The following is a 6,871-nucleotide window of genomic DNA, read 5'->3' on the forward strand; positions in this document are numbered from 1 at the left end:
ACTGGCGGCCCGCAGTGAACAGCAGCCGGCGCTGGCTGACCGGCTGGCCCGCACCGAGGTGCGCGCGCCGATGGCCGGCATCGTCAGCCGCCTGAGGGTGACAACACCGGGCGCCGCGGTGGCACCGGGCGAGCCGCTGGTGGAGATGGTGCCGGCCGGCGACAAGCTGCTGGTGGAGGCGCGCGTGTCGCCAGCCGACATCGGCTTCGTGCAGCCTGGACAGAAGGCCCGCGTGCGGGTGACGGCCTATGATTATGGCATCTATGGCGCGCTCGACGGCACGGTGCTGACGGTGGCGCCCGATGCGGTGGTGGATGAACGCACCGGCGCCGTGCATTTCCTAGTGCGTGTGGCGCTCAACACCGCCTGTTTCCCGACGAAATCCGGCCGCTGCCTGCCGCTGGGGTCCGGCATGCTGGCCGAAGCCAATCTGCTCGGCCCCAAGCGGTCCGTGCTCAGCTATCTGCTCAGCCCGCTCACCCAGATCAGCGACAGCGCCTTCCGCGAAAAGTGAGGCGCCGGCCGAACCGCCCGCAGCGGTTCACATGCCGGCCGTGGCCAGGATCGTTGCGAGGCCGATGCGCTTCAGCTTGACGTTGTCGGCCTTCTCGACGCCGATCCATTCTTCCAGCGAATGGTTGCGGCCGCCGCTCGCCACGCGCGAGATGGTGATGGCCGGAATGCCGAGGCTGATCGGAATGTTGGAATCGGTCGAACTGGCGGTGTAGCTGAGCGTGACGCCTTCGGCGGCATGCGCAGCGGTCGAGAACTGCACAATGTCGGCGGTCAGCGGTGTCGAACCGGCCGGCCGGTCGCCGACCAGCACCGGTTCCACGGTGACGCGGCCATCGCGGGTGGAGCGGGCGGCATTCTCGGTGGCCACCGCCTCGTTCAAAATGGCGAGGAAGCGCTGTTCGACCTTGGCCAGCTCCTCGGCGGTGGCGGAGCGCATGTCGAACTCCATCCACACCTCGTTGGGGATGGCGTTGACCGAGGTGCCGCCGCCCACCACGCTGGCGCTGTAGGTCGTCTTGGGATCGCTCGGCACGCCGACCTTGTAGAGATCGACAACCGCCTGGCTCATGGCGGTCATCGGGTTGACCAGGCCGAAGGCGCCGAAGCTGTGGCCGCCGGGCCCCTTGAAGGTGACGCGATAGCGCTTCGAGCCGGCGCCGCCGACCGTGAGGCTGCCGATGCCGCCGCCGTCGATCGAGAAGAAGGCCTTGGCGCGGTCCTTGTACTTGCCCTTGGTGAACAGGTGGCGCACGCCGCGCAGGTCGCCGCGGCCTTCCTCGCCGACCGTGCCGACAAACAAGATGTCGGCCTTCGTGCGGATGCCGGCGGCGTTCATGGCATCGATGAAGGCCAGCTGCGTGGCCAGCCCGGTGCTGTCATCGCCAACGCCGGGCGCATAGAGCCGGTCTCCCTCGCGGCGCACCTTCACTGGCGTTCCTTCCGGAAACACCGTGTCGAGATGCGCCGACACGACGATGAGGCCCTGCCCGCCGCCCTTGCGCAGGCCCGTCACATTACCTTCCGCGTCGATCTCCACGTCGGTCAGCCCGCGTGCGACGAACATGTCGCGATAGGCCCTGGCGCGCACCGCCTCCTTGAAGGGCGGCGCGGGGATCTCGGTGAGGGTGATGATGTCGGCCACCCACTTGTCGTGGCCGGCATCAATCGCCGCCATGGCCCTGGCAAACTGCGGGCTGGATTCGATCCGCTTGACGGTCGCCATCGCTGCCGGCGTCGGCGCCGCCAGCGCGGGCGCGGCTGCCAGCCCGAGTGCCGCCACGATGGCCGCGCGCCTGAATGCCCCAGTCCGTCCCGTCATGTCATCTGCCCCTTGGTCCTGATGCCCCGGCGCCATCTGCAAGCGCGTACCGTGTCCGTCAAGGCACTGCGCCAGTCGGACAGCAGCCAGGTCGAACCTGACCAGGACGAAGCTCACATTGTCGGGCGCGCCGCGCGCCAGGGTCAGGTCCAGCAGGCGGTCGGCGGCGTCTTCCAGCATCCCGGCGTCAACCAGGTCCCCATGCTGCGGGACCGCATGACGGCCAGACACTTGCGTTCGTGGCGGCCATCGTCTTTCATCGACAGTGCCCGGCGGAGCACAACCGCTGGGGCGGCAGCCCGCGTGGCGGGCGGGCAAGGGGGCAACAATGGCGGCAGGACAGGGCAGCAAGCGGGGCAATTGGGGGCATGTGGCGGTGCTGGGTCGACGCCGGCTGATCGGCGGGCTTGTCACCCTGCTGTTCGCCACCGCAGCCCCCGCGCAGCCGGCGACCGATTATGATGTCATCATCCGGGGTGGGACGCTGGTCGATGGCACCGGCAGTCCACGCCGCGCGGCCGACATCGCCATCAAGGGTGACCGCATCGCCATCGTGGGCACGGTGCCGGCCACGGCGACGGCGCAGCGGGTGGTCGATGCCAGCGGGCGGATCGTGGCGCCCGGCTTCATCGATCCGCATTCCCATGCAGCGCCCGGCATCGAGACCGCGCCGCTGGCCGGCGCCAAGCCGATCCTCCTGCAGGGCATCACCACGGTGATGATCAATCCCGATGGCGGCGGGCCGGCCGACCTGGCGCCGCAGATCGCCAAGCTGCGCACGCTTGTCCCTGGCGTCAACGTGATCCCGGTGATCGGCCACAACGGCGTGCGCCGGGCCGTGATGGGCCTGGCCAACCGCAAGCCCACGCCGGCGGAACAGGCCCGCATGGAGGCGCTGGTCAAGCAGGCGATGGATCTGGGAGCCTATGGTCTGTCGAGCGGGCCCTTCTATGTGCCGGGCAAATATTCCGAGACCAGCGAACTCATCGGCCTTGCCAAGGTCGCCGCGCGCTACCCCCACGCCTTCCACACCAGCCACATCCGCGATGAATCCAGCTATGACGTGGGTGTGATTGCCGCCGTCAAGGAGGTGATCGACATTTCGCGCGCTGCCGGGCTGACCGGGGTTGTCACCCACATGAAGATGCTGGGGCCGTCGGTGTGGGGCAAATCGGCCGAAGCCATAGCGATGATCAACAAGGCCCGCGCCGAGGGCCTGTCGATCTGGGCCGACCAATATCCCTATGCCGCGTCAGGCTCCGGGCTGCAGCCGTCGCTGGTGCCGGCCTGGGCGCAGGAAGGCGGCGCCACGGCACTTGCCAAGCGGCTGCAGAACCCCGAACAGCGGGCGCGCATCCGCAAGGAAATGGCCGCCAACCTTGAACGCCGCGCTGGCGCCAACGCGATCCAGATCCGCAACTTCCCGCCAAACCGTTCGCTGGAGGGCAAGCGTCTCGACGAGATCGCGCGGGCCCGGCAGATGGACCCGCTCGATGTCGCCATTGACATGCTGAAGCAGGGCGGCGCCGGCATCGTCTCGTTCAACATGAACGAGAAGGACCTTGAAGCCCTGATGCAGCAGCCGTGGATGATGACCTCCACCGATGGCGGGCTGGTCACCTTCGGCGAAGGTGCCGAGCATCCGCGCGCCTATGGGGCCTTCCCGCGCAAGCTGCGGCGCTACACGCTCGACAAGGGGGTGATCACGCTGGAAGAGGCAATCCACCGCTCGTCCGGGTTGACGGCGGACGTGTTTGCCATCCCCGATCGCGGCGTCGTCAAGCCGGGCGCCTATGCCGATGTCATTGTCTTCGATCCGGCGACGGTCACCGACACCGCCACCTATGACAAGCCGCACAGCTATTCCAAGGGCATCGACGACATCTTCGTGAACGGCCGGGCGGCGGTGATCGGCGGCGTGGTGCAGCCGGATCGCGCCGGGCGCGTGCTGCTGCGCGCGCGATGACGGCACCGAACGGACCGGAGTGGGCCAGCCGCGTCTCTGCCGAGATCGGCAAGGCGGTGCTGGGCAATGGCGTGGTGGTCGAACGGCTGCTGGTGGCCATGCTGGTGGGCGGCCATGTACTGCTGGAAGGCATGCCGGGGCTGGCCAAGACACTGCTGGTGAAGTCGCTGGCCAGTGCCATGGGGCTGGAGTTCGAACGCATCCAGTTCACGCCTGACCTGCTGCCAAGCGATGTGGTCGGCACCATGGTCTATTCGCCGGCCACCGGCCAGTTCACGCCACACCATGGCCCGATCTTTGCCAACCTGGTGCTGGCCGACGAGGTCAACCGCTCGCCGGCCAAGGTGCAGAGCGCGCTTTTGGAGGCCATGCAGGAGCGCCAGGTCACCGTGGGCGGCGTCACCCACGCCCTGCCGGCGCCGTTCTTCGTGATGGCAACGCAGAACCCGGTCGAGCAGGAGGGCACCTATCCCCTGCCCGAGGCGCAGAGCGACCGCTTCCTGTTCAAGCTGCTGCTCGATTATCCGGCGCCCGAGGATGAACTGGCCATGCTGCGCCGCTGGGGCTCGGCGACCCGCACGCCGGAGGTGACGCCGGTCACCAGCGGGCCCGAGCTACTGGCGCTGCGCCCCCTGCTCGACAGCGTCTACATCGCCGCCGAGATGGAAGCCTATGTGCTGGCGCTGGTCGGCGAGACCCGCCGCCGGGCTGTCGCCGATGTCGGCGGCCTGCGCCAGCTCGGCTTCGGCGCGTCGCCGCGGGCATCGCTGGCGCTCTACCAGGCGAGCCGCGCGCTGGCCCTCATTCGCGGCCTCGATCATGTCACCCCGGCACTGCTGCAGGATCTTGCCCCTGATATCCTGCGCCACCGCATCGGCCTGTCCTATGAAGCCGAGGCTGCTGGGCTGACGGCCGACAGGGTCGTTGCCGACTGCCTCGCCACCGTCGCGGTTCCCGGCTAGCGGCCATGCCCGGCCGGCCACCAGGAACGCCGCCTGTCATCGACCCCCGCGCGCAAGCCATGCTGCGGCGGCTGGAATGGCAGATGCGCGGGCGGCGGGTGGAAACCAGCCTCGCCGGCTCCCACCGCTCGATCTTCCGCGGGCGCGGCATCGAGTTCGACCAGGTGGTGCGCTTCGAGTTCGGCGACGACATCCGGGAGATCGACTGGAACGTCACGGCGCGGCTGGGCGACGTCTATCGCAAGATCTTCGTGGAAGACCGCGAGGCCAACGTGGTGATCGTCTTCGCGGACTCGCCGGCGCTGCAGTTCGGCTCCAGCACACGCAGCAAAAGGGAGGTGCTGCTGGAAGCCGCGGCGCTGGTCATGCTGATCGCGCAGGCCAACCGCGAGCGCGTCATGCTCATCCACCGCTCGTCGGCGGCTACGCGCCTGTTCCCGCCGACGCGGGACCGGGCGCGCATCCTCCCCATGCTGGGCCATCTGTTCGAACAGCCGCCGCCCGACGTGCGCATCGCCGGCGGCGACCTCTCTCCCCTGGTGCGGGAGCCGCTGCCACGCAGTGCCCTCATCCTCCATTTCGGCGATGTGCCGGACGCGGCACCGCCGCCGGAATGGGGCGGCTGGCGGCGCCGCCACCGGGCGATCGGCGTGTGCGCCGAGGATGGCTGGGATCGTGATGGGCCGGCATCCCTTGCCGAGCCGGCCTATGATCCGCTGAGCGGCACGCTGGTTTGCCTGACAGATGATGATGCAACCCGCGCCCGGCATGGACGGTGGCGGGCCGAGCGGGAGGCCCGCTGGCGCGCCTGGTGGCCCAGCCCGGCAGACCGGCTGGTGATCGACACCGAAGCCGACACGCTGTCAGCGATCAGCCACTTCCTGCGCGCCCGGGATGGAGGCCGCGCGGTGCGGATGCGCTGATGCCGGACGTCCGCTTTGCCTATCCGGTCGTGCTCTTCGGGCTGCTCGCCCTTCCCGCCCTGCTGCTGTGGCGCCGCACACGGGGGCGGACGCCGGTGCGCATCGTCCCCCACGCGGCGGCCTGGGCAGGCGCTGGCGGCATGGGCGGATCGCTGCGGATCGTCGCGCTCTACGCGGCGCTGGCGCTGCTCATCGTTGCACTGGCGCGGCCGCAGCGCATCGGCTCCGACCAGAAGGTGGAGCAGCAGGGCTATGACCTGATGCTGGCCATCGATCTTTCCACGTCGATGCTGTCAGAGGATTATCAGGGGCCGAAGGGCAGGATCAACCGGCTGGAAACGATCCGCCCGATCATCCGGCAGTTCATAGCAAGGCGCCCCAATGATCGCATCGGGATCGCGGTGTTTGCCCGCCGGGCGATCACGCTGGCGCCGCTGACCACCGATCATGGCTGGCTGGCGCGGCAGGTGGCCACGTTGCGCACCGGCCTGATCGAGGATGGCACCGCCATCGGCGACGGGCTGGGCGTGGCGCTCAACAACATTGCCCGGGCGCGCGGCGCCGCCACAGACAGCGGCAGCAACTACGGGGGCGGCGCCTTCATCATCCTCCTGACCGATGGCAGCAACAACAGCGGCGACCTGACGCCCGCTGAAGCGACGGCGCTGGCGCGCTTCCGGCGCATCCCGGTCTACACGGTCGGCACCGGGCGCAACGGTATGGTGCCGTTCCCGGTGTTTGCCGCCAACGGGCGGCGGATCGGCACCAGCCAGCAACCCTCGGCACTCGATATCGACGCCCTGAAAACCATCGCGGCGCAAACCGGCGGGCGCTTCTTCATGGCCGGCGACACCAGGGCGCTGGCCGCGGCCTTTGCTGCCATCGACGCTGCGCGAAAGGCGCGGTTCAGCGTGCGCCGCAGCGTGCGGGTGGACGAACTGTTCCCCTGGTTCGCGCTGCCCGCGATGCTGCTGCTGGTGGTGGCCGCACCAGGTCTCGGTCGCCCGCGCCAGGCGGTGCGGGCATGAGCTTTGCCGCGCCCTGGCTGATGCTCCCCGCTGCACTGGCGGCGCTGGCGGCCTTGGCGCTGCTGATGCGCGGCCGCCGGCAAGGCGGGGCAGAAGCGCTGCCGCAGGTGCGCCATGGCTTTGTTGCCGGCGGCCGGGTCTGGCTGGGTGAGGCCCTG

6 protein-coding genes are annotated in these 6,871 nt (G+C 69.3%); 5 read left to right on the forward strand and 1 reads right to left on the reverse strand.

Annotation, left to right across the window (positions count from 1 at the left end; all coding sequences use genetic code 11):
• Positions 1-514, forward strand: a 514-nt coding sequence (locus GJV64_RS09725) for an HlyD family efflux transporter periplasmic adaptor subunit (protein WP_164157048.1), incomplete at its 5' end; no start/stop codon positions are given.
• A gap of 27 nt (positions 515-541) precedes the next feature.
• Here GJV64_RS09725 and GJV64_RS09730 read toward each other — a convergent pair.
• Positions 542-2,014 (reverse strand): M20/M25/M40 family metallo-hydrolase, encoded by a 1,473-nt coding sequence (locus GJV64_RS09730; protein ID WP_235927687.1) that lies wholly within the window; start codon positions 2,012-2,014, stop codon positions 542-544.
• A gap of 148 nt (positions 2,015-2,162) precedes the next feature.
• Between GJV64_RS09730 and GJV64_RS09735 the strand changes: the two genes are divergently transcribed.
• The 4 genes from GJV64_RS09735 to GJV64_RS09750 are packed head-to-tail and all read left to right on the forward strand — an operon-like array spanning position 2,163 to position 6,713.
• Positions 2,163-3,800, forward strand: coding sequence for an N-acyl-D-amino-acid deacylase family protein (locus GJV64_RS09735; protein ID WP_164157049.1), 1,638 nt, complete (start codon positions 2,163-2,165; stop codon positions 3,798-3,800).
• Entirely contained in the window at positions 3,797-4,762 is a 966-nt protein-coding gene (locus tag GJV64_RS09740) for an AAA family ATPase (RefSeq protein ID WP_164157050.1), read from the forward strand. The genes GJV64_RS09735 and GJV64_RS09740 overlap by 4 nt, the downstream gene beginning before the upstream one ends.
• Positions 4,763-4,821: 59 nt before the next feature.
• On the forward strand, positions 4,822-5,685 hold the full coding sequence (locus GJV64_RS09745) for a DUF58 domain-containing protein (RefSeq protein ID WP_205599584.1): 864 nt from the start codon (positions 4,822-4,824) through the stop codon (positions 5,683-5,685).
• Positions 5,685-6,713 (forward strand): VWA domain-containing protein, encoded by a 1,029-nt coding sequence (locus GJV64_RS09750; protein ID WP_164157052.1) that lies wholly within the window; start codon positions 5,685-5,687, stop codon positions 6,711-6,713. Before GJV64_RS09745 ends, GJV64_RS09750 begins: the two co-directional genes overlap by 1 nt.
• Positions 6,714-6,871: the final 158 nt, after the last annotated feature.

It is taken from the genome of Sandarakinorhabdus rubra, from assembly GCF_010994245.1.
In the GTDB taxonomy this organism is placed as follows: Bacteria; Pseudomonadota; Alphaproteobacteria; order Sphingomonadales; family Sphingomonadaceae; genus Sandarakinorhabdus; species Sandarakinorhabdus rubra.